General features: G+C 65.5%; 19 protein-coding genes and 2 tRNA genes. 10 read left to right on the forward strand and 11 right to left on the reverse strand.

The window, feature by feature from the left end; translation table 11 throughout:
* Positions 1-10 precede the first annotated feature (10 nt).
* The 5 genes from QPK29_RS30885 to QPK29_RS30905 all read right to left on the reverse strand — a co-directional run bounded on the left by QPK29_RS30885 (position 11) and on the right by QPK29_RS30905 (position 3,580).
* Complete coding sequence (locus QPK29_RS30885) at positions 11-1,375, reverse strand: M28 family peptidase (protein ID WP_056129478.1); 1,365 nt, start codon at positions 1,373-1,375, stop codon at positions 11-13.
* Positions 1,376-1,486: 111 nt separating this feature from the next.
* The gene (locus QPK29_RS30890) at positions 1,487-1,954 is read right to left on the reverse strand and encodes an MgtC/SapB family protein (RefSeq protein WP_056129476.1); all 468 of its coding nucleotides are present in this window, start codon (positions 1,952-1,954) and stop codon (positions 1,487-1,489) included.
* A 77-nt stretch (positions 1,955-2,031) separates the two neighbouring features.
* Positions 2,032-2,982, reverse strand: coding sequence for an alpha/beta fold hydrolase (locus QPK29_RS30895; RefSeq protein WP_371771712.1), 951 nt, complete (start codon positions 2,980-2,982; stop codon positions 2,032-2,034).
* On the reverse strand, positions 2,979-3,182 hold the full coding sequence (locus QPK29_RS30900) for a helix-turn-helix transcriptional regulator (RefSeq protein WP_056129474.1): 204 nt from the start codon (positions 3,180-3,182) through the stop codon (positions 2,979-2,981). The genes QPK29_RS30895 and QPK29_RS30900 overlap by 4 nt, the downstream gene beginning before the upstream one ends.
* The gene (locus QPK29_RS30905; RefSeq protein WP_371771713.1) at positions 3,179-3,580 is read right to left on the reverse strand and encodes a hypothetical protein; all 402 of its coding nucleotides are present in this window, start codon (positions 3,578-3,580) and stop codon (positions 3,179-3,181) included. The genes QPK29_RS30900 and QPK29_RS30905 overlap by 4 nt, the downstream gene beginning before the upstream one ends.
* A gap of 141 nt (positions 3,581-3,721) precedes the next feature.
* Between QPK29_RS30905 and QPK29_RS30910 the strand changes: the two genes are divergently transcribed.
* Positions 3,722-4,972 (forward strand): TIGR03862 family flavoprotein, encoded by a 1,251-nt coding sequence (locus QPK29_RS30910; protein WP_371771714.1) that lies wholly within the window; start codon positions 3,722-3,724, stop codon positions 4,970-4,972.
* Here the strand turns inward: QPK29_RS30910 and QPK29_RS30915 are convergent.
* The 6 genes from QPK29_RS30915 to hpnC all read right to left on the reverse strand — a co-directional run bounded on the left by QPK29_RS30915 (position 4,947) and on the right by hpnC (position 10,000).
* Positions 4,947-5,765 (reverse strand): head GIN domain-containing protein, encoded by an 819-nt coding sequence (locus QPK29_RS30915; protein ID WP_056129457.1) that lies wholly within the window; start codon positions 5,763-5,765, stop codon positions 4,947-4,949. The genes QPK29_RS30910 and QPK29_RS30915 overlap by 26 nt on opposite strands.
* Positions 5,766-5,771: 6 nt before the next feature.
* Positions 5,772-6,587, reverse strand: coding sequence for a DUF1700 domain-containing protein (locus QPK29_RS30920; protein ID WP_371771715.1), 816 nt, complete (start codon positions 6,585-6,587; stop codon positions 5,772-5,774).
* A gap of 22 nt (positions 6,588-6,609) precedes the next feature.
* Positions 6,610-6,741, reverse strand: coding sequence for a hypothetical protein (locus QPK29_RS30925; protein WP_371771716.1), 132 nt, complete (start codon positions 6,739-6,741; stop codon positions 6,610-6,612).
* Positions 6,742-6,981: 240 nt separating this feature from the next.
* A complete protein-coding gene (hpnE, locus tag QPK29_RS30930; protein ID WP_371771717.1) occupies positions 6,982-8,319 on the reverse strand; it encodes a hydroxysqualene dehydroxylase HpnE in 1,338 nt (445 codons plus the stop codon).
* Positions 8,306-9,139, reverse strand: coding sequence for a presqualene diphosphate synthase HpnD (hpnD, locus tag QPK29_RS30935; RefSeq protein WP_371771718.1), 834 nt, complete (start codon positions 9,137-9,139; stop codon positions 8,306-8,308). Before hpnD ends, hpnE begins: the two co-directional genes overlap by 14 nt.
* Positions 9,140-9,190: 51 nt before the next feature.
* Positions 9,191-10,000 (reverse strand): squalene synthase HpnC, encoded by an 810-nt coding sequence (gene hpnC / locus QPK29_RS30940; protein ID WP_371771719.1) that lies wholly within the window; start codon positions 9,998-10,000, stop codon positions 9,191-9,193.
* A 120-nt stretch (positions 10,001-10,120) separates the two neighbouring features.
* Between hpnC and QPK29_RS30945 the strand changes: the two genes are divergently transcribed.
* From QPK29_RS30945 to QPK29_RS30985, 9 genes are all read left to right on the forward strand, one after another.
* Entirely contained in the window at positions 10,121-11,287 is a 1,167-nt protein-coding gene (locus QPK29_RS30945; protein WP_371771720.1) for an efflux RND transporter periplasmic adaptor subunit, read from the forward strand.
* Entirely contained in the window at positions 11,284-14,388 is a 3,105-nt protein-coding gene (locus QPK29_RS30950; RefSeq protein ID WP_371771721.1) for an efflux RND transporter permease subunit, read from the forward strand. The genes QPK29_RS30945 and QPK29_RS30950 overlap by 4 nt, the downstream gene beginning before the upstream one ends.
* A 158-nt stretch (positions 14,389-14,546) precedes the next feature.
* Positions 14,547-14,633, forward strand: a tRNA-Leu gene (locus QPK29_RS30955).
* Between the two features lie 31 nt (positions 14,634-14,664).
* A complete protein-coding gene (gene tig / locus QPK29_RS30960; RefSeq protein ID WP_056129435.1) occupies positions 14,665-16,005 on the forward strand; it encodes a trigger factor in 1,341 nt (446 codons plus the stop codon).
* A gap of 83 nt (positions 16,006-16,088) precedes the next feature.
* Positions 16,089-16,706, forward strand: a complete 618-nt coding sequence (gene clpP, locus QPK29_RS30965; protein WP_166861694.1) for an ATP-dependent Clp endopeptidase proteolytic subunit ClpP — start codon at positions 16,089-16,091, stop codon at positions 16,704-16,706.
* A gap of 179 nt (positions 16,707-16,885) precedes the next feature.
* On the forward strand, positions 16,886-18,154 hold the full coding sequence (clpX, locus tag QPK29_RS30970; RefSeq protein WP_056129433.1) for an ATP-dependent Clp protease ATP-binding subunit ClpX: 1,269 nt from the start codon (positions 16,886-16,888) through the stop codon (positions 18,152-18,154).
* Between the two features lie 278 nt (positions 18,155-18,432).
* Positions 18,433-20,850, forward strand: coding sequence for an endopeptidase La (lon, locus tag QPK29_RS30975; protein ID WP_056129431.1), 2,418 nt, complete (start codon positions 18,433-18,435; stop codon positions 20,848-20,850).
* 131 nt (positions 20,851-20,981) lie between these two features.
* Entirely contained in the window at positions 20,982-21,305 is a 324-nt protein-coding gene (locus QPK29_RS30980; protein WP_160410885.1) for an HU family DNA-binding protein, read from the forward strand.
* 72 nt (positions 21,306-21,377) lie between these two features.
* Positions 21,378-21,451 (forward strand) — tRNA-Asp (locus tag QPK29_RS30985).
* Positions 21,452-21,453 lie beyond the last annotated feature (2 nt).

The raw sequence follows: 21,453 nt of genomic DNA on the forward strand, positions 1-21,453 counted from the left end.
CGGGGGAGAATCAGCGTGCGGGGAACGGATACGTGGCCGGGCTCACATTGCCGTCCTTGTCGACGGCCTGCACGCCGAACAGCAGGTTGTCCTTGGACAGGTCGACGCGGTACGTCGTCACGTTGCCGACGAATTTCGATCCCTGCCACTGCGCTGCCGTCGTGTCGCGCCATACGATGCGGTAGCCGGCCAGGTCGGGCTCCGCGTTCGCCTTCCACACGAGGTCCGTGCCGTTGTCGAGGTTCGCCGTCTTCACCTTGACGTCCTGTGGCGCGGCCGGCGCCAGCGCCAGTGACGCGAGCGCCGCCGCGTTGACGCGCGCGACCTGGGCCACGTAGTCCGGATCGACGTACTCGACGAGGTCGCCGATCTTCTTGCCGTTCTCCGTGCGCAGGTCCTGGTGCTGGTGGTTGAAGTCCTCGTGCGGTTCCGTGAAGCGCACGGCCGCGTAGCCGGCGTCGAGGAACGGGCTGTGGTCGCCGCCGCGCAGGTAGCGGTCGCGCCGGTAGATGATGTTCACCTTGAAGTTCGGGACGTAGCGCTCGCCCGTTTCCTTCACGTGGCGCGCGAGCTGGCGCGTGATCGAGTCGTTCTCGCCGCCCGTCTGGAGCAGAGTGCGCAGCGCCGGCGTCGTCTCCTTCACGGGCGGGACGCCTTCCGCGAACAGGCGGACTTCCGCGTTATCCAGTTTGCCGTTCTCGTCGTGCGAGCTGCCGATGATGTCGTTGTTCAGCATGCCCGCGATGTTCATGCCGGCCGCTTTCGCCTTCGCCGCGTAGTCCCCGGAGCCGTACAGGCCTTGCTCTTCCGCCGCGACGGTCATGAACACGAGCGAGGCGTCGAACTTGTGGCGCGACATCACGCACGCCATCTCGATGACGGCCGCGGTGCCCGAGGCGTCGTCGTTGGCGCCAGGCGCGTCGGCCGTGGCATTCATCACGTCCGTCACGCGCGAATCGTAATGGCCGCTGACGACGTAGTAGCGGTCCTTCGACGCCGGCTGCGTGCCGGGCAGCGTGGCCACCACGTTGACGATCTCGGTCGGGCGCGTGATGCGGTTGGCGACGGGGTGGACGTGGCTCTGGAACTGCACGTCCAGCTTGCCGGCGCCGCAGCGTTCCAGCTCGGCCCTGATCCAGCGCCGGGCGGCGCCGATGCCGCGCGTGTCGGACGCCGTGTCGGACATCGTGTGGCGCGTGCCGAAGCTCACGAGTTTTTCGACGTAGGCGTGGATGCGCTGCGGCGAGATCTCGCGCACGATGGTGTCGACGTCGGCCTGGCGCGCGGGCAGCGTGGCGTCCGTGAGCGGCGCGGCGTGGGCGCCGGCGCCGAGCAGCAGCAGGATGGGGAGGGCGGTCTTGTGAACGGGATGCATGGGACTCCTTGGCCGGTTGGGCTTTTTGTATGGTGGGGCGACGTGCGGATGCGCGGGCGTCACCGCCATGCACTGTACCCGACGGCGGCAAACCGGGAAATCTTTACAGCGTCAGGTCTTGGACCAGCGCCGCAGGATGGCGAGGATGACGAGGGCGAACAAGGTCGACAGCAGCGCCGTCGCTTCGCGGCCCATGCCCGCCGCGACGCCGAGGGCGGCCGTCAGCCAGATGCTGGCCGCCGTCGTGAGGCCGCGTACGTCGTTGCGGTCGCGCTGCTTGAGGATCGCGCCGGCGCCGAGGAAGCCGATGCCGGCCGTGACACCCTGCAGCACGCGCGACAGGTCTTCCATCTTCATGCCCGCCTGCAGCGGGATCAGGACGAACAGCGCGGAGCCGAGCGACACGAGCATGTGCGTGCGCAGGCCCGCGGGCGCGCCGACGGATTCGCGCTCCCAGCCCAGCACCCCGCCGAGCACCACCGCCACCAGCAGGCGCACGACGATGCGCACGATGCTCGCGCCGTCGCCGATGTCGGTGAATTCCTCGCGTACCGTGCCCCACACATCGTCCCAGCTCATGTCATCTCCTTCCTGCCGTCTCCTCGATGGCGATGACGATCATGATGCCAGCGCAGCCCTTACGGCGGCGCACGCGCTTACAGCGTATCGAGGAAGGTGCGGATCGCGGCGGTGACGGCCTGCGGCTGGTCGACCATCGCGAAGTGGCGCGACGGCGCGACGGTCACCACCTGCAGTTTCGGCGTGCCTTCCATCAGCGCGCGGTAGTAGTCGGCCTTGGCTGCGGGTGTGAGCCCCTGCTGGCTGCTGTCCAGGTCCAGGTAGGGCACGATCGCCAGCACCGGCGCCTGGATCGCCTTGAGGCCGGGGCGCAGGTCCACGGTCACGACGTCGGCGGCCCATGCGCCAACGGATGCCGGATCGCTGCGCGCCGTCAGCTGGGCCAGCGCGTCGGCCCTGGCCATGTCCATCACGCCGATCGTGCGCATATAACCCTGCTGCTGCTGCGCGAACCGCTCCGGCGGCTGGTTGCCGACCTGGGCGCGCATGCGCTCGGCGAATTGGGCGCGCTGCGGCGGCGTCATGTCTTCCGCGCCGGGCATCACGGGCAGGCCGTCGATGCTGACGATGCCGCCGACCAGCGCCGGCTTGTCCTCGCCCACCGCGAGCGCGAGGATGCCGCCCAGGCTGTGGCCCACGATGACGGGCTTGTCGAGCCGGCGGCTCGCGATCAGCTCCTCGACGGCGGCGCGCGCGGCCGCGAACGGCGCGGGGCCGGCCGGCGGGCGGCCGTCGAAGCCGGGCAAGGTCAGGACGTAGACGGCGTGGTCGGGCGCGAAGGCGCGGATCGTGTCCTGCCACACCCAGCTGCCGCTCGCCAGCCCCGGGATCAGGACCAGCGGCCGTCCCTTGCCACCGTGTCGCTCGACCAATACGCCACCCACTTCGAAGCGCTCGGCCGGCGCGATGGTGGCGGCGTAGCGGTTGGTCGCCGGCGCGGCGTCGGCGGCGCGGCTGTGATGGGCGGTGCTCATGCACAGCGTGACGACGATGGCGGCGAACAGTGTCTTGTTGCGTACGAGGTTCATGCGGTCTCCTGGTCGGGGAAGAAGATGGTTTCGATCGGTTGTTCGAACAGCCTGGCCAGCGCGAAGGCCAGCGGCAGGCTCGGGTCGTAGCGGCCCGTCTCGATGGCGATGACGGTCTGGCGCGAGACGTCCAGCAGCTCGGCCAGGTGCGCCTGGCTCCAGCCGCGCGCCGCGCGCAGGTCGCGGATGGCGTTCTTCATGATTCGACGGCGCGGCGGGCGCGCAGCGACAGTATGGTGCTCGCGACACCCCAGCTGACGCCCATCACCATCCACACGCTGAACATCGACAGCTTCGGGAAGCCCGCCGTCTCGAGGAAGCCGTAGCTGAACGTGACCGCGCCGGTGATCCCGAACGCGAGCGCCAGGCTTTCCAGGAGACGCATGCGCTGGTATTCGTCGATGCGGGCCACGTGGCGGGCGATGGCGCGGATCATCAGGCAGAAACCGATCATCGGCGACAGCAAGGCGGCAGTGCGCAGCGCCCCGTCGTCCAGCGGGCGGCCGTACCGGATCGACGCGAGCAGCAGTACGACATACACGGCGATGGCCGTCAACAATTCGCTGCGGTAGGCCCGGCCGACACGCTTCTCATGCATCACACACCTCCTCATGTAAAGTATGCTTTACATCGTAGGTCGCGTGCAAGGCGATGTCAAGCTTCCTTTACATCCTTTTTTGGCGCCCGTTCGACTACAATGCTCGCCTCCGCGTTTTCTCGTTTCCCTCCCGCGACCGCCATGTCCCAGCCAATCGAAACCCGTCCCCATCGCGCCATCGTCATCGGCGGCGGCCCCGCCGGCCTGATGGCGGCCGAGGTGCTGTCCGCGGGCGGCGTCGGCGTCGACGTGTACGATGCCATGCCGTCCGTCGGCCGCAAGTTCCTCCTGGCCGGCAAGGGCGGCATGAACATCACGCATGCGGAACCCCATGACGCGTTCGTCGGCCGCTACGGCGCCCGCGCCGATGCGGTGAAGCCGTGGGTCGAAGCGTTCCCCCCGGCGCAGCTGCGCGAATGGATCCACGGCCTGGGCGTCGATACGTTCGTGGGGACGTCGGGCCGCGTATTCCCGACCGACATGAAGGCCGCGCCGCTGCTGCGCGCGTGGCTGCACCGGCTGCGCGAGGCGGGCGTCGTGTTCCACATGCGCCACCGCTGGACCGGCTGGCGCGACGGCGCCCTCGTATTCGATACGCCCGACGCAGAAACGACCGTGGAGACGGCGGGCGCCGCGACCGTGCTGGCCCTTGGCGGCGCGAGCTGGGCGCGGCTCGGGTCCGACGGCGCGTGGGTGCCGTTGCTGGCCGCGCGCGGCGTGGACGTGGCGCCCCTCGTGCCGGCCAATTGCGGCTTCGACGCCGACTGGTCGGATCACTTCGCGGCGCGTCACGCCGGCGCGCCGCTGACGACGGTCGCGCTGGCGCTGGCCGGCGGCCCGTTCCGCAAGGGCCAGTTCGTCGTGACCGCGACCGGCATCGAGGGCAGCCTCGTGTACGCGCTGTCGGCGGGCATCCGCGACCGCATCGCGCAGGACGGCCAGGCGACCGTGCTGCTGGACCTGTTGCCCGACCATGATCCGCAGCGCGTGCTGGACGAAGTGATGCGCCCGCGCGGCACGCGCTCGATGTCCAGCCATCTGCAGAGCCGCCTGGGCATCAAGGGCGTGAAATCGGGGCTGCTGCACGAATGCCTGGGCAAGGCCGACTACGCGGACCCCGTGAAGCTGGCGCGGGCGCTGAAGGCGTTGCCGCTCGTGCTGAAACGTCCGCGCCCGATCATTGAAGCGATCAGCAGCGCGGGCGGCGTGCGCTTCGAGGCCCTCGACGGCGCCATGCTGCGCGGCCTGCCGGGCGTGTTCGTGGCGGGCGAGATGGTCGACTGGGAAGCGCCGACGGGCGGCTACCTGTTGACGGCCTGCTTCGGCAGCGGCCGCGCGGCGGGACGCGCGGCGCTGGACTGGCTGCTCAATCGCGCTTGTCGTCGAAGCTGACCGTCGCGCTGCCGTTGCGGCTGACGGAGCGCTCGTCCGGATTGCCGAAGACGCGCGCCTCGCCGCTGCCGGTGAGGTCCGCATGCAGGCGCTTGCGGGCATACACCGCGCTGTCGCCGGAACCTTCCTGCGCGAGGTCGACCTCGTCGGCGCGCAGGTGGCGCGCATCCAGGTCGCCGGACCCGCGCAACTCCGCATGCAGCGCGCGCGTCGAGCCGACGAGCGTGAGGCGGCCGCTGCCGATGACGGCGGCATCCACCGTGTCGCTCGTGCCGCCCGTCAGCTCCATGTCGCCGCTGCCGTGGATCGCGGCCATGATCTCGCGGTAGCGGCCGTTGAAGCGCATGCTGCCGGAACCATCGAGCGCGACGTCGAGGTGGTCGCCGGCGAAGCCGCTGACGGTGTGCTCGCCGCTGCCGTTGATGCTGAGGGATTCCAGCGCCGGCAAGGTGACCGTCACTTCGATCGGGGTCCGGTGGCGCAGCAGGATGCCGCGCGGGCCGATGTGCAGCATGTCGCCGTCGACGGTCGTGTCGATGTTGGCCAGCAGGCGCTGCTCGCCCCGGACTTCCAGCGCCGGCGTCGGGCCCTGGCGCAGGGTGAGATTGACGGGGCCGGACAGGTCGACCTTGGCAACCGGCTGGGCGAGCGTGCGGTGTTCGGTGGTGAGCAGGCGGCCGCCCGGGTTCGACGGGCCGTTCGTGCCGTGGGCGCGCAGCATGCTGTACGAGACGCCGATCAGCAGGAAGGCGATGAGGAGCAGGGTGAAGCCGACTTTGAGTAGCGCGCGCATGGTGGGTCAGCTCCCCTTGAGCAGGGAACGGTTCATCTGGAGGTAGCGTTTCAGGCCGACGAAGGTATAGCGCGTGATCACGAGGGACAGCAGGAACAGCGCGATCCCGCCCAGCACGAGGCCGAAGCCGAACAGGGTCTGCGTCGTGCGCGATTCCGCGTCCATCTCCGTGCTGATGCGCACCGTGCTGTCCGCGAGCGCCTCGGCGCCGCGCATGGCGCGCGAGCGCTCCAGGCGGCTGCCCCGGTCGGCCTCGGCGGGCGGCAGCGGGTCCGCGATCTGCGGCCGCTCCTGCGTGACGTTGATGCCGTGGCTGCCGATCTCGATGCGCATCTGGCGCCCGCGCCCGTCGTCGTCGATGGTGACGAAGCGGCTCGGCCAGTCCAGTACGAGTTCGTTGGCGCCGGCCAGGCCGCTCGCGGTCGTCGCGATGCCGGCCAGGTAGAACGTCAGCGCGCACACGTACAGGGCGAACAGCAGCGCCGAGTAGACCATCGCCGGCACGATCATGAACAGGTTGAAGATGGCCAGGCCGACGGCGGATACGGCGACGCGCAGCACGTTGGCCGGGTTGCGCTTTTCGGCGAACCCGTTCGCCGGGTTCTTCTTTTCGGTGAACGCGTCCAGGTGGGCGCTCGCGCGCAGGGTCATGGCGATCCTGGTCGGATCGTCGAGCTCGCGCGCCACGTCCGGCTCGCCCCGTCCGGCAGCGACGCCGTCGACGAAGCGCTGCTCGTAATAGGCCAGTGTCTTGGCCTGGACGTCGGGTGGCAGGCCGAGCATGGCCCGCTTGAGCGCCTCGAGGTATTCCAGTTTGCCCATCGTTACTCCCGGCAGGGCGGTATTAATTTCGGCCCAGCAATAGCATGGCGTTCAGTGCCGGATCGGGCGCCCCGCCCGCGTGCACAAGGATGACCGTCGCGGCCGCCACGACCGCCAGCAGGACAAGGGTACGTACGCCGAGATGGATGTTCATTTGCATTTCCGCCAACACTCGTTTCGATGTTGACACTGTACGGATCCGGGGCGGCGAGTGCTACCGGTGTGCGACAGGCTGCGGATTTGACGGGGCAGGGCGCACCGAGGCGGGATGACCGGCTGCCCCAGCCCGTCGTTCGCGCGGAGGCGGGACCCCGATTTCCGCGGGCCTGGACGCAGAACTTGGATCCCCGCCTGCGCGGGGATGACGGTATCGAGGTTGCGGGCGACTGGCCGCTCATCGTCCGGCTCCTGTAATGACGCCCGCCGCGGCGACCCCGCTGCGCACCGCCGCCTCCAGCGTGGCGGGATAGTCGTACGCGGTGTAGTCGCCCGCCAGCGCGAGGCCCGGCAGCTCGGTGGCGTTGGCCGGCCGGTCGAGGGCGGGCGAACACGCGAACGTGGCGCGCTTTTCCGTGATCACGCGGCTCCACTCGGGAGACGCGAGGCCCGGCTGTCCGAATGCAGTGGCCAACTGGGCGGCGACGCTGGCCGCCAGCGCCTCCGGGCCGATGTCGCCGGCCGGATCCGCGCCGCTGATCACGACGGCCAATAACCCGTCCTGGCCCGGATCGAGCTGGCCGCGGTCGAACACGAACTGGCCCCAGCGGTTGTCGTGCGGCGCATCGGTCAGCGCGCAGAACGGCAGCGGCAGGCGGACCCCGGCCGCGTATTGCAGGTACACGGTGGCGATCGGTTCATAGGCCAGCGCATCGAGCCGGGAGACGATGCCAGCGGTGCCGTCCAGAGGCCGCAGCAGCGCCGCCGCCTGCCATGGCGGGGCCGCGAGCACGACGGCGTCGAACGTCTGCACGTCGGCGCCCGCGCGCACGCGCCACGTGCCGCCGTCGGGGCCGAGCGCATCGATGCGGCGGCCCGTGTGCACGGCGGCGCCGCGGCTTTCCAGGTAGCGGCGCGCCGCTTGCGGGAACAGGGCGTCCAGCAGCACGCGCGGAATCAGCATGTCGGACGCGGCCCGTTTTGCGCCCAGGCTGTCTCGCAGCACGGCCAGGAAGACCTGCGCGGACGCGCGTTCCGGCGGCGTGTTCAGCGCGGCGAGGCACAGCGGGCGCCACATCAGGCGATTCAGGCGTTCGGTCTGGTCGTAGCGGACAAGCAGTTCCGCCACGCTGCAATCGGTGTGCAGCTGCCAGCCCATCCAGCGCGCGGTCGTCGTGAATCGGGCGAGGGCCAATTTGTCGGCGCGGTCCAGCCCACGGGCGCGCAGCAGGGCGACGAGCATGTGCAGCGGCGCGGGCAGGCGCGGGGCGACGAAATCCATGCCGTCGGCGCCCGCCGGGTAGCGCATCTGCAGTGGGAGCCGCAACAGCGCCTGTTTCGGGTCGACCCCGACGCGGCGCATCAGGCGCAACGTGTCCGCATAGGCGCCCAGCATGATGTGCTGGCCGTTGTCGAGCAGGCGCCCGTTCGTCTCGATCGCGCGGGCGCGGCCGCCCAGGGTGCGCGCCGCTTCGAACAGGGTGACGCCGCAGCCCCCGTCCAGCAGCGCGACGGCCGCCGCGCAGCCGGCCCAGCCGCCGCCGACGATGGCAACCCGCTTGTTATCCGCGGACATAGGTCTTCCACGCGAGCCATAGCTTGCGCAGCGGCGTCAGGGAGATCTTCTGGGTGAGGACGTGGAAGCCGTCGCGCTCGATCTCGTCGAGCAAGGTGCGGTAGATGGCGGCCATCATGAGGCCGGGGCGCTGCGCGCGCCGGTCTTCCTTCGGCAGCAGCGCGAACGCGTCGTCGTACAGCTGTTGCGCGCGGGCGGCCTGGAATTTCATCAGCGCTTCGAACTTCTCGCTGTGGCGCGCGTTCAGCAGGTCGGCCGCGGTCACGTTGAACTGCTGGAGTTCGTCGATCGGCAGGTAGATGCGGCCCTTGCGCGCATCCTCGCCCACGTCGCGGATGATGTTCGTGAGCTGGAACGCGAGGCCCAGCGTTTCCGCATATTTCAGGGTCTGCGGATTGGTCGCGCCGAAGATGCTGGCCGACAGGATCCCGACGACGCCGGCCACGTGCCAGCAGTATTTCTTCAGGTTCGGGTAATCGAGGTAGCGCGACTGGTCGAGGTCCATCTCCATGCCGTCGATGATGGCCTGCAGGTGTTCCTGTTTCAGGTCGTACGGCTGGATGTGCGGCTTCAGCGCCAGCATCACGGGATGCGTGGGCGTGCCCGAATACATCTGCGTGACCTCGTTGCGCCACCATGCGAGCTTGATGCGCGCGACCGACTGGTCGGTGGCGTCGTCGACCGTGTCGTCGACTTCCCGGCAGAATGCGTACAGCGCCGTGATCGCCCTGCGGCGCTCGGGTGGCAGGAACAGGAAGCTGTAGTAGAAGCTGGAGCCGCTTTGCGCGGTCTTTTGTTGGCAGTATTCGTCGGGGGACATAATTAGGTTGTTATTGCGCGGAGCAAGTCCGCTATCTTAGCCGATGAGGCGTCACATACGTAGTGCGCGCCAGCCTACCGTGAGCCAGTCGAGGCGTTTCAGGCGCGGACGGCGCCGGAACACGTCGTAATCCACGCGTTCGATCGCTTCCAGGATGCGCAGGCCGCCCTGGACGACCATCCGTAACTCCCAGCCGATGCGGCCCGGCAGGCGCGTGGCCAGCGGCGCGCCTTCCAGCATCAGCGCGCGCGCCCGGTCCACCTCGAAGCGCATCAGTGCGCGCCAGGCGGGGCCCATGCGGCTCTCCTCGATGACGTCCTGGGTCACGCCGAAGCGAACCAGGTCGTCCAGGGGCAGATAAATGCGGCCCTTGGCGATGTCGATGGCGACGTCCTGCCAGAAGTTGATCAACTGGAGCGACGTGCAGATGGCGTCGGACTCGCGCAGGCTCGTCGCATCGTCGACGCCGTACAGGCCCAGCATCAGGCGCCCGACGGGATCGGCGGAGCGGCGGCAGTAATCCAGCAGGTGCGGGAAATCCGGGTAGCGCGTCGTGACGACGTCCTGCTTGAAGGCCGAGAGCAGGTCGCGCAGCGGCTGCATGGGCAGCCTGTATTCCGCCAGCACGGCGGCGAGGCGCTGGAACATGGGCTCGGCCGGGGGCGTGCCGGCGGCGATGCCCTCCAGCGCCGCCTCGTACGCCTGCAGGGCGGCCAGGCGTTCGGCCGGGCTGGCGTCGCCCTCGTCGGCGAGGTCGTCGGCGCTGCGGGCGAACGCATAGATCGCCTCCACCGCGGGCACGAGGCGGCGGGGGAGGAGGATCGACGCGACAGGGAAGTTTTCGTAATGGTCGACGGCCATGCGGCTCTGTAGATTGCTGACTCTAAAGTCATTTACTGGCGATAATTGCATGATTATAATTGCTTGGTTAAATCCACGACAGTGCCTCGCCGTCCCGGCCGGGCCACCATGAGGAAACCAATGCGTGCCATTTCGTTCGCCCTTCCTTTGATCCTGGTCCTGGCCAGCGGCGCATTGACGCTCACCTTGACAGGCTGCTCCCGCAACGACACCCGCGCCGAAGACGTACGCCCCGTGCGTGCCCTGACGCTCGCGACGGGCACGGTCGGCTCGTCGGCGGAATTTTCCGGCGACGTCCGCCCCCGTTACGAATCCCGCCTCGGTTTCCGCGTCGGCGGCAAGATCAGCGCCCGCAAGGTGGACGTGGGCACGGTCGTCAAGCGCGGCCAGGTGCTGATGCAGCTCGATCCGCAAGATCTGCGCCTGGGCCAGGCCCAGGCCCAGGCGAACCTGCGCGCGGCGCAAACGACGTACGAGCTGGCGCGCGCCGACCTGAAGCGCTACCAGGACCTGCGCAGCCAGAACTTCGTCAGCCAGGCCGTGCTCGACCAGAAAGTGGCGGCCGCGCGCTCGGCGCAGGCGAACGTGGAGGCGGCCCGCGCCGCGTCGAGCGAGCAGGCCAACCAGACCGGTTACGCGAACCTCGTGTCCGACTCGGACGGCGTCGTGACGGGCATCGATGCGGAAGTGGGCCAGGTCGTGCAGGCCGGCACCCCCGTCGTGCGCGTGGCGCGGACGGACGAGAAGGAAGTGGTGATCGGCGTGCCGGAAGACCAGGTCGACGAATTGCGCAAGGTGAGCGACGTGAAAGTCCGGCTATGGGCGGATCCGGACCGCAGCATCCCGGGCAAGATCCGCGAAGTGGCGCCGGTGGCCGATCCCGCCACGCGCACGTACACCGTGAAAGTGGCGATCCCGGCGCAGGACGACATCCGCCTCGGCATGACGGCGGTCGTGCAGCTGGCGCACGCGGACACGGGCGCCGCGATCAAGGTGCCGCTGTCCGCGCTGTACCAGAACAAGGGCGCGACGTCGGTGTGGGTGATCGAGAACGGCGCCGTGCACCTCGTGCCCGTGCAGGTGGGCGGGGTGTCCGGCAACGACGTGGTGCTGGCGGGCGGCGTGAAGGCGGGCCAGACGGTCGTCACGGCGGGCGTGCACCTGCTCAAGCCGGGCCAGAAAGTGAAAGTGCTGACGGCGGACGTCGCGCGCCGCGGCGATGCCGAGGCCGAAGCGACCGGTGCCCGGGGGGCACCGGTCGGGGGCCCTCAAGAGGTTTTGAAATGAGAGGCTTCAACCTGTCGCGCTGGGCGCTGGAGCACATCCCGCTGACCCGCTACCTGATCGCCGCGCTGCTCATCGGCGGCATCATCAGCTACGGCAAACTGGGCCAGGACGAGGACCCGCCGTTCACTTTCCGCGTGATGGTCATGACGGCGTACTGGCCGGGCGCCACGTCCGTGCAGATGGCCCAGCAGGTGGCCGACAAGCTCGAACAGAAGCTGCAGGAGACGCCGCACATCGACAAGCTGCGCAGCTTTTCCAAGCCGGGCGAGACGACGATCATCATCGAGTTGAAGGAATCCACGCCGCCGGCGGAGGTGCAGGGCGTCTGGTACCAGGTGCGCAAGAAGGTCGGCGACATCGCGGGGACCCTGCCGCCCGGCGTGATCGGGCCGTTCTTCAACGACGAATTCGGCGACACCTACGGCTCCATCTTCGCGCTGTCCGGCGATGGTTTTACCTATGCCGAGATGCGCGACTACGCCGACTTCGTGCGCCAGCAGCTGCTCGCCGTGCCGCTCGTCTCGAAGGTCGAGCAGTTCGGCGTGCAGCAGGAAAAGGTCAACATCCTGTTCTCGCAGCAGAAGTTCGCGCAGCTGGGCATACCGTTCGAGCAGATCGTGAACCAGATCGCCACGCAGAACGGCATCGAATCGGCCGGCGTGCTCGTGACGCCGCTGGAAAACCTGCAGGTGCGCGTGACCGGCGGCTTGAAGACCGCCAAACAGCTCGAAGACCTGAGCCTGCGCGCGGGGAACACGACGTTCCGCCTCGGCGATTTCGCCAGGGTCGAGCGCGCGTACGAGGATCCGCCGCACGACAAGATGCGCTTCAACGGCAAGGATGTGATCGGCCTGGGTGTATCGATGGAGAAGGGCGGCAATATCATCGAGCTGGGCAAGGGCCTCGAGCAGACGGTCGAGCGCATCCGCCGCCAACTGCCCGTCGGCATCGAACTGGAGCGCGTGTCGAACCAGCCCGCGGCCGTCACGGCGTCCGTCAGCGAATTCATGCACAGTCTCATCGAGGCCGTCGTCGTCGTGCTGGTCGTGTCGTTCGTCGCGCTGGGCCTGCACACGAAGCCGAAGCTGCGCCTGGACGTGCGCCCCGGCCTCGTCGTCGCGCTGACGATTCCGCTGGTGCTGGCGATTACGTTCCTGTTCATGCGCGTGTTCGACATCTCGCTGCACAAGATCTCGCTGGGGGCGCTGATCATCGCCCTGGGCCTGCTCGTGGACGACGCCATCATCGCCGTGGAGATGATGGTGCGTAAGATGGAGGAGGGCATGTCGCGCTTCGACGCGGCCACGTTCGCGTACACGTCGACCGCGTTCCCCATGCTGACCGGCACGCTGATCACGGCGGCCGGCTTCCTGCCGATCGGCCTCGCCAAATCGGCGGCCGGCGAGTACACGTTCTCGATGTTTTCCGTTAACGCGATCGCGCTGCTCGTGTCGTGGGTCGTCGCCGTGACGTTCACGCCCTACATCGGCTTCATCCTCCTGCGGGTGAAACCGCACGGAGAAGGGCACCACGACGTGTTCGACACGCCGATGTACCAGCGCTTCCGCCGTCTCGTCGACCGCTGCGTGGAATGGCGCAAGACGACGATCGTGCTGTCGCTGGCCGTGTTCTTCCTCGGCGTGTTCGGCTTCAAGTTCATCGAGAAGCAGTTCTTCCCGGACTCCAGCCGCCCGGAACTGATGGTCGAGATGTGGGCGCCGGAAGGGACGAGCTTCGCCGTCAACGAGACGCTGGCGAAGAAGTTCGAAGCCTTCGCCCGCGCGCAGCGGGAAACGGACAGCGTGACGTCGTACATCGGCACGGGCAGCCCGCGCTTCTACCTGCCGCTGGACCAGATCTTCCCGGCGTCGAACGTGTCGCAATTCGTCGTGCTGCCGAAGAACGTGCACCAGCGCGATGCCCTCAAGCGCAAGATCGAAGACAAGTTCAAGTCGGATTTCCCCGAAGTGCGGGGCCGCGTAAAACTGCTGCCGAACGGACCGCCCGTGCCTTACCCCGTGCAGTTCCAGGTGATGGGGCCGGACATCGGCGTCGTGCGCAAGGTCGCCGACCAGGTCAAGGAGATCATGATCGCCAACCCGAACACGGTGGGCGTGAACGACAACTGGAACGAGTCCGTCAAGGTGCTGCGGCTGGAGCTGGACCAGGACAAGATGCGCGCGCTGGGCGTCACGTCGCAGACCGTGCGCCGCACGATCGCCACCCTCCTTTCCGGGACGACGGTGGGCCAGTTCCGCGAGAGCAACCGCCTGATCGACATCGTGGTGCGCCAGCCGCTGGACGAGCGCTCGAACATGTCCGTGCTCGCCAACACGAACGTGCCGACGCCCTCGGGCAGGGCCGTGCCGCTGTCGCAGCTGGCGCGCATCGAATTCGTGTGGGAGCCGGGCGTCGTGCAGCGCTACGGGCGCGAATGGGCGATCACGGTCCAGTCGGACGTCGTCGAAGGCGTGCAGGGGCCGACCGTGTCCGACCAGGTCAATGCGAAACTGGACGTCCTGCGGGCGAAGCTGCCGGCCGGCTACCGCATCAAGCTGGAAGGCGCGGCCGCGAACAGTTCGACCGCGGAGGAGTCCATCTCGGCGAACGTGCCGCTGGTGCTGTTCATCGTGTTCACGCTGCTGATGCTGCAGCTGCACAGCTTCTCGCGCGCCGTGATGGTGTTCCTGACCGGGCCGCTGGGCATCGCCGGTGCCGCGATGGGGTTGCTGGTGTTCAACGCGCCGTTCGGCTTCGTCGCGAACCTCGGCGTGATCGCGCTGTTCGGCATGGTGGTGCGCAATTCCGTCATCCTCGTCGACCAGATCGAAAAGGACATCGCGGCCGGGCATCCTGCCTGGGAAGCCATCGTGGAAAGCGCCGTGCGGCGGTGCCGGCCGATCCTGCTGACGGCGGCCGCGGCGGCGCTGGCGATGATCCCGCTGTCCCGTTCCGTGTTCTGGGGCCCGATGGCGATCGCGATCATGGGTGGATTATTGGTCGCCACGGCGCTCACGCTGTTGTTCCTGCCGGCGCTGTATGCGGCATGGTTCCGGGTAAAGCGGCCCGTGCGTGCGCGGGAGGCGGCTCTAAATCCTTGAAATATCGGGCGATTTACTACGATTTAAAATCTGCCCAATGGTGTCAGAAAATCCAGTAAAATATCGGGTTGAAGTTGTAGCCCCTAGACATTGGATTCAGGGCGGCCGGTTTCATTGTCGGGCGCCCTTTGTTTTTGTGGCAAGATCAGCAATCCTGCGCGAGGATGGCGAAATTGGTAGACGCACCAGGTTTAGGTCCTGACGCCAGCAATGGTGTAGGGGTTCGAGTCCCCTTCCTCGCACCACGAACAATTATTTTTTTGGACGATTTTTACAATGGCAACTGCAGTCGAAAACCTGGGTAAACTCGAGCGTCGCTTGACTCTCTCTTTTCCGCTGAGCGACGTACGTACGGAAGTTGAAAAGCGCCTCAAGAAGCAGGCCAAGACCGCGCGTGCTCCGGGCTTCCGTCCGGGCAAGGTGCCGCTGAAGATGGTGGCGGCCCAGTACGGCTACCAGATCGAATCCGACGTGCTGAACGACAAAGTTGGCCAGGCATTCAACGACGCCGCCAACGAAGCCCAGCTGCGCGTTGCCGGCATGCCGAAAATCGAGCCGAAGCAGGACGCACCGGAAGGCATGCTGGCCTTCGACGCGACCTTCGAGATCTATCCGGAAGTGTCGCTGCCGGGCCTGGAGGGGATCGAGATCGAGACCGTCAAGACCGACGTGACCGACGCCGAGATCGACAAGACCATCGACATCCTGCGCAAGCAGCGCGTGCATTACCACACCAAGGGCGAAGCCGGTGAGCACGGTGACGGCGGCGAGCCGGTCGCAGCGAACGGCGACCGCGTGACCGTCGACTTCGTCGGCGTCATCGACGGCGTCGAATTCCCGGGCGGCAAAGCCGAAGACTATGCATTCGTTCTGGGCGAAGGCCGCATGCTGCCGGAATTCGAAGCCGCGACCGTCGGCCTGAAAGTGGGCGAGAGCAAGACCTTCCCGCTGGCATTCCCGGAAGACTACCATGGCAAGGACGTGGCCGGTAAAACCGCCGAGTTCACCATCACGCTGAAGAAGCTGGAATGGGCGCACCTGCCGGAAGTCGACGCCGAGTTCGCCAAGACGCTGGGCATCGAAGACGGCAGCATCGAGAAGATGCGCGAGGACATCAAGGTCAACCTGGAGCGTGAAGTCAACGCCCGCATCAAGGCCCGCAACAAGGAAGCCGTGATGGACGCCCTGGTCAAGCACACCGAAATGGACGTGCCGAAGGTCATGATCGAGCAGGATTCGCAGCGCCTGGCCGAGCAGACCCGCCAGGACATGGCCCAGCGCGGCATGGACGTGCAGAGCCTGCCGTTCCCGGCCGACCTGTTCGCCACCAAGGCCGAGCGCCGCGTGCGCCTGGGCCTGATCCTGTCGCAGCTGGTCTCGGAAAACAACCTGCAAGCGACGCAAGAGCAGGTGAAGGCCCAGATCGAAGACTTCTCGCAGAGCTACGAAGATCCGAAGGAAGTCCTGAAGTACTACTACAGCGACCGTCGCCGCCTGGGCGAAGTGGAAGCTCTTGTATTGGAAGAAAACGTCGTTAACTATGTGCTCGGCAAGGCAAAGGTGACGACCAAGGACATCGCCTTTGACGAACTGATGGGAAGCGCTGCTCAGGCTTAACTTCCTTGATGAAGCCGTACGACATTCTCCTGAGAAATCTGAGATAGTGCGGCTTCGTAACTTTTACAAAGGAATTGACAGGTATGAATCGTAATCCGGCATTGGATACCCAAGCCCTCGGCCTCGTGCCGATGGTGATCGAGCAGAGCGGCCGCGGCGAGCGTGCCTACGACATCTACTCGCGCCTGCTGAAGGAGCGCGTGATTTTCCTGGTCGGTCCTGTCAACGACCAGATGGCCAACCTCATCGTGGCCCAGCTGCTGTTCCTGGAAAGCGAGAATCCGGACAAGGACATCTCGCTGTACATCAACTCGCCGGGTGGTTCCGTGTCGGCCGGCCTCGCCATCTTCGACACGATGAACTTCATCAAGCCCGACGTGTCGACGCTGTGCACCGGCCTGGCCGCCTCGATGGGCGCGTTCCTGCTGGCCGCCGGCGCCAAGGGCAAGCGCTTCTCGCTGCCGAACTCGCGTGTCATGATCCACCAGCCGTCCGGTGGCTCGCAGGGCATGGCGTCGGACATCGAGATCCAGGCCAAGGAAATCCTGTACCTGCGCGAACGCCTGGCCCGCATCATGGCGGACAACACCGGCCAGACGATCGAACAGATCCACAAGGATACCGATCGCGACCGTTTCATGTCGAGCGAAGAGGCCGTGGAATATGGCCTTATCGACAAGGTTCTGACGAACCGCGGCTGAGGTTAAACCGCGCGGTTTTCGAGATCGCGTGGTGCTCTCGACAACTGTTGCTCAAATACGCCCGGACGCGACAGCGCTTCGGGCGTTTTGTTTTCAAATCGGGTAGCATGGTGTCGTGCGCACTTGTTGCGCCCTCGTATTAGCGTTATATTCATAGCAATTCAACTGAAACCTGCCCCATGTCAGACAAAAAATCCTCTAGCGGCGAAAAACTCCTGTACTGCTCGTTCTGCGGCAAGAGCCAGCACGAGGTCAAGAAGCTCATCGCGGGACCTTCGGTCTTCATCTGCGACGAGTGCATCGACTTGTGCAATGACATCATCCGCGACGAGACCTCGAACGTCGAGTCGGTGGCGGGCGCCAAGTCCGACCTGCCGACTCCGCACGAGATCGCCGAACTGCTCGATCAATATGTCATCGGCCAGCAGACGGCGAAGCGCATCCTGTCGGTGGCGGTCTACAACCATTACAAGCGCCTGAAGCACCTGGGCAAGAAGGACGACGTCGAGCTGGCCAAGAGCAATATCCTGCTGGTCGGCCCCACCGGTTCCGGCAAGACCCTGCTGGCCCAGACCCTGGCGCGCATGCTGAACGTCCCGTTCGTGATCGCCGACGCGACCACGCTGACGGAAGCCGGCTATGTCGGCGAGGACGTCGAGAACATCATCCAGAAGCTGCTGCAGAGCTGCAACTACGAAGTCGAGAAAGCCCAGCGCGGCATCGTCTACATCGACGAGATCGACAAGATTTCGCGCAAGTCCGACAACCCGTCCATCACCCGCGACGTGTCGGGCGAGGGCGTGCAGCAGGCGCTGCTGAAGCTGATCGAAGGCACGATGGCGTCGGTGCCCCCGCAGGGCGGCCGCAAGCATCCGAACCAGGATTTCGTGCAGATCGACACGACGAACATCATGTTCATCTGCGGCGGCGCATTCGACGGCCTGGACAAGATCATCCAGAACCGTTCGGAAAAGAGCGGCATCGGCTTCGCGGCCAGCGTCAAGAGCCAGACGCAGCGTTCCGTCAGCGACATCCTGCTGGAAGCGGAACCGGAAGACCTGATCAAGTTTGGCCTGATTCCGGAACTTGTTGGCCGTCTGCCTGTCGTAGCTACCCTGAGCGAGCTCACGGAAGAGGCTTTGATCCAGATCCTGGTCGAGCCGAAGAACGCCCTCATCAAGCAGTATTCGAAACTGCTCGATATGGAAGGCGCCGAACTGGAAATCCGCCCGGCGGCCCTGCACGCGATTGCCAAGAAGGCATTGGCGCGCAAGACCGGCGCACGTGGCCTCCGTTCGATCCTGGAACACGCTCTGCTCGACGTGATGTATGAATTGCCGAGCCAGCAAAATGTCGTGAAAGTCGTTATCGATGAAAATACGATCACGAATGGCGCGAAACCTTTGCTGATTTACAGCGAATCGCCAAAGGCTGCAGGCGAGAACTGAAAATTTGCTGAAAATTTCCGGGCGCAAACACAACAAAGGTATTGAATCGCTGAGTTGAGACGGTACAATCAATCTCAACAAAAGACGGCTTCAATCGAAAAGCCACTCGCGGCCGATGCTGTGAAGTGGCTTTTTTATTTGAATTCAGGACTTTTGTAGAAACGGCTAGTATTCGTATCAAGTTAAAGTTTTTTTACTTGTAGAAAATATTTCCGGGCCGGTATTGTGTTTCGACAGTGTGCTCCCACATCGTCTACACGCTTTCTATAAGGTATGCCATGACAACTTCCAAATTGACCGAGCAAATGACGCTGCCGCTGCTGCCCCTGCGCGACGTGGTGGTGTTCCCGCATATGGTGATACCGCTGTTCGTCGGCCGCCCGAAATCCATCAAGGCGCTCGAGGCCGCCATGGAACAGGGTAAGAGCATCATGCTCGCAGCCCAAAAGGCCGCTGCCAAGGACGAGCCTTCCGCCGCAGACATCTACGAGATCGGCTGCGTGGCCAATATTCTGCAAATGCTGAAGCTGCCGGACGGCACCGTGAAGGTGCTGGTCGAAGGCGCGCAGCGTGCCCGTATCAATCACATCAACGACGGTCCCAGCCATTTCATCGCTGACTTGACCCCAATCAATTCGGAAATCGGCGACGATTCCGAAGTCGAGGCGATGCGCCGTGCGATCGTCCAGCAGTTCGACCAGTACGTCAAACTGAACAAGAAAATCCCGCCCGAGATCCTGGCTTCGCTGGCCGGTATCGACGACGCCGGCCGCCTGGCCGATACCGTCGCCGCCCACCTGCCGCTGAAACTCGAGCAGAAACAGGTCATCCTGGAAATCTTCAACGTCGCCAAGCGCCTGGAGCATCTGCTCGGCCAGCTGGAAGGCGAGCTCGACATCCTGCAGGTCGAAAAGCGCATCCGCGGCCGCGTCAAGCGCCAGATGGAGAAATCGCAGCGCGAGTACTACCTGAACGAACAGGTCAAGGCCATCCAGAAGGAACTGGGCGAGGGCGAAGAGGGCGCCGACATCGAGGAACTCGAGAAGAAAGTCATCGCCGCCAAGATGCCGAAGGAAGCCCTGGACAAGGCCCAGGCCGAGATCAAGAAGCTCAAGCTGATGTCGCCGATGTCGGCCGAAGCCACCGTCGTGCGCAACTATATCGACACGCTCGTGTCGCTGCCGTGGAAAAAGAAATCCAAGGTCACGATTGACCTGGAAAAGGCCCAGGAAGTCCTGGAAGCCGACCACTACGGCCTCGACAAGATCAAGGAACGCATCCTCGAATACCTCGCGGTGCAACAGCGCGTCGACAAGCTGAAAGCCCCGATCCTGTGCTTCGTCGGTCCTCCGGGCGTCGGTAAGACGTCGCTGGGCGAATCGATCGCCCGCGCGACGAACCGCAAGTACGTCCGCATGGCGCTGGGCGGCGTGCGCGACGAAGCCGAGATCCGCGGTCACCGCCGTACCTATATCGGCTCGATGCCGGGCAAGGTGCTGCAGTCGCTGGCGAAGGTCGGCGTGCGCAACCCGCTGTTCCTGCTCGACGAGATCGACAAGATGGGCGCGGACTTCCGCGGCGACCCGTCGTCGGCCCTGCTCGAAGTGCTGGATCCGGCGCAGAACCACACGTTCTCGGACCATTACGTCGAGGTGGACTTCGACCTGTCGGACGTGATGTTCGTGGCGACGTCGAACTCGTTCAACATCCCGCCGGCCCTGCTGGACCGGATGGAAGTGATCCGCCTGTCGGGTTACACCGAGGACGAAAAGACGAGCATCGCGCAGCGCTACCTGCTGCCGAAGCAGATCAAGGCGAACGGCCTGAAGGATGAAGAGATCAAGGTCGACGAAGCCGCGATCCGCGACATCATCCGCTACTACACCCGCGAAGCCGGCGTGCGTTCGGTCGAGCGCGAAATCTCGAAGATCTGCCGCAAGGTCGTCAAGATGCTGCTGCTCAAGAAGGACAGCAAGCGCGTGATCGTGTCGTCGAAGAACCTGGATAAATTCCTGGGTGTCCGCCGCTACGACTTCGGCGTGGCCGAGAAGGAAAACCAGATCGGCCAGGTGTCGGGCCTCGCCTGGACGGAAGTCGGCGGCGACCTGCTGACGATCGAAGCCGTGCAGGTGCCGGGTAAAGGTGCCGTCATCCGTACCGGTACGCTGGGCGACGTGATGAAGGAATCGATCGAAGCGGCCCGCACCGTGGTCCGCAGCCGTGCAGCGCGCCTGGGCATCAAGAACGAGGTGTTCGAGAAGACCGACATCCACGTTCACTTGCCGGAAGGCGCGACGCCGAAGGACGGTCCGTCCGCCGGCATCGGCCTGACGACGGCGCTGGTGTCGGTGTTCACCGGTATCCCGGTCCGTGCCGACGTGGCGATGACGGGCGAGATCACGTTGCGCGGTGAAGTCCTGCCGATCGGCGGCCTGAAGGAAAAGCTGCTGGCGGCCCAGCGCGGCGGCATCAAGACCGTCCTGATCCCCGAGCAGAACGTGAAGGATCTCGCGGACATTCCTGACAACGTCAAGAACAAGCTCGAGATCGTCCCGGTGCGCTGGATCGAGAAAGTGCTGGAAGTGGCACTGGAACGCCAGCCGGAACCGATTGTCGACGTGCCGGCGGTAGCGGCGTCCTCGTCGTCGGTGACGACCGCCGCGAGTGACGGCCAGGGCGGCGTCGTCAAGCACTGAACCGGCTGGGCAGCGTGAAATACGGCACCTTCGGGTGCCGTTTTTTTATGTCGTGCTGTTGCTCGTGCGTTACTTGACACAACGCATTGTCGGCTTGTTTAATACGCCCTTGCGGTTTTTGCCGACCGTCAATCCGACCCGGTCGCGCATGCCGTGTCCAGAACGCACAACGAGGGAAGAAAGTGAACAAAACTGAACTGATCGAAGAAATCGCGAAGTCCGCGGACCTGACCAAAGCTTCTGCGGCGCGCGCCCTCGATGCCATGATCGACGCTGTGACCAACACGCTGAAGAACAACGACAGCGTCACGCTGGTCGGTTTCGGCACGTTCACCGTCGGCGAGCGCGCCGCACGCACGGGCCGCGATCCGCGCACGAAGGAAGCCATCAAGATCAAGGCGGCCAAGGTCCCGAAATTTAAGGCTGGTAAAGCACTGAAAGATGCAGTAAACTAATGCCTCCGCTGCGCTGACACGCAGCAGGACGCTGCTGGATTCCAGTCAGTCGAGTAGCACCCAGTATTTCGTGGAGCGGTAGTTCAGTTGGTTAGAATACCGGCCTGTCACGCCGGGGGTCGCGGGTTCGAGCCCCGTCCGCTCCGCC

This window comes from Massilia orientalis, from assembly GCF_030411975.2.
In the GTDB taxonomy this organism is placed as follows: Bacteria; Pseudomonadota; Gammaproteobacteria; order Burkholderiales; family Burkholderiaceae_D; genus Telluria; species Telluria orientalis.

Bases quoted from the DNA above. Each gene is read 5' to 3' on its own strand.
- QPK29_RS30885 (WP_056129478.1), bottom strand. From the start codon at position 1,375: ATGCATCCCGTTCACAAGACCGCCCTCCCCATCCTGCTGCTGCTCGGC.
- QPK29_RS30890 (WP_056129476.1), bottom strand. From the start codon at position 1,954: ATGAGCTGGGACGATGTGTGGGGCACGGTACGCGAGGAATTCACCGAC.
- QPK29_RS30895 (WP_371771712.1), bottom strand. From the start codon at position 2,982: ATGAACCTCGTACGCAACAAGACACTGTTCGCCGCCATCGTCGTCACG.
- QPK29_RS30900 (WP_056129474.1), bottom strand. From the start codon at position 3,182: ATGAAGAACGCCATCCGCGACCTGCGCGCGGCGCGCGGCTGGAGCCAG.
- QPK29_RS30905 (WP_371771713.1), bottom strand. From the start codon at position 3,580: ATGCATGAGAAGCGTGTCGGCCGGGCCTACCGCAGCGAATTGTTGACG.
- QPK29_RS30910 (WP_371771714.1), top strand. From the start codon at position 3,722: ATGTCCCAGCCAATCGAAACCCGTCCCCATCGCGCCATCGTCATCGGC.
- QPK29_RS30915 (WP_056129457.1), bottom strand. From the start codon at position 5,765: ATGCGCGCGCTACTCAAAGTCGGCTTCACCCTGCTCCTCATCGCCTTC.
- QPK29_RS30920 (WP_371771715.1), bottom strand. From the start codon at position 6,587: ATGGGCAAACTGGAATACCTCGAGGCGCTCAAGCGGGCCATGCTCGGC.
- QPK29_RS30925 (WP_371771716.1), bottom strand. From the start codon at position 6,741: ATGAACATCCATCTCGGCGTACGTACCCTTGTCCTGCTGGCGGTCGTG.
- hpnE (WP_371771717.1), bottom strand. From the start codon at position 8,319: ATGTCCGCGGATAACAAGCGGGTTGCCATCGTCGGCGGCGGCTGGGCC.
- hpnD (WP_371771718.1), bottom strand. From the start codon at position 9,139: ATGTCCCCCGACGAATACTGCCAACAAAAGACCGCGCAAAGCGGCTCC.
- hpnC (WP_371771719.1), bottom strand. From the start codon at position 10,000: ATGGCCGTCGACCATTACGAAAACTTCCCTGTCGCGTCGATCCTCCTC.
- QPK29_RS30945 (WP_371771720.1), top strand. From the start codon at position 10,121: ATGCGTGCCATTTCGTTCGCCCTTCCTTTGATCCTGGTCCTGGCCAGC.
- QPK29_RS30950 (WP_371771721.1), top strand. From the start codon at position 11,284: ATGAGAGGCTTCAACCTGTCGCGCTGGGCGCTGGAGCACATCCCGCTG.
- tig (WP_056129435.1), top strand. From the start codon at position 14,665: ATGGCAACTGCAGTCGAAAACCTGGGTAAACTCGAGCGTCGCTTGACT.
- clpP (WP_166861694.1), top strand. From the start codon at position 16,089: ATGAATCGTAATCCGGCATTGGATACCCAAGCCCTCGGCCTCGTGCCG.
- clpX (WP_056129433.1), top strand. From the start codon at position 16,886: ATGTCAGACAAAAAATCCTCTAGCGGCGAAAAACTCCTGTACTGCTCG.
- lon (WP_056129431.1), top strand. From the start codon at position 18,433: ATGACAACTTCCAAATTGACCGAGCAAATGACGCTGCCGCTGCTGCCC.